Below are 301 nucleotides of genomic sequence, written 5' to 3'. Positions count from 1 at the left end.
AGATCATCATCTGCGACGAGCCGGTCTCCGCGCTCGACGTGTCGGTCCAGGCCCAGGTGATCAACCTGCTGGAGCAGCTCCAGAAGGACTTCGAGCTCTCCTACATGTTCATCGCCCACGACCTCTCGATCGTCCGGCACATCTCGGACCGGGTCGGCGTGATGTACCTGGGCAAGATGGTCGAGATCGGCTCCGACGAGCAGATCTACGACCACGCCACCCACCCGTACACCCAGGCGCTGCTGTCCGCGGTGCCGGTGCCGGACCCGACGGGCCGTGAGACCCGCGACCGGATCGTGCT

General features: G+C 65.4%; 1 pseudogene. It reads left to right on the top strand.

The features are described from left to right. Positions 1-301, top strand: a pseudogene (locus AA75_RS20655) (peptide ABC transporter ATP-binding protein); the annotation flags it as partial.

Origin of the sequence: Kitasatospora sp. MBT63 (assembly GCF_000710465.2) — a bacterium.
Taxonomy (GTDB): domain Bacteria; phylum Actinomycetota; class Actinomycetes; order Streptomycetales; family Streptomycetaceae; genus Kitasatospora.
This window is presented reverse-complemented; position numbering and strand designations above follow the sequence as displayed.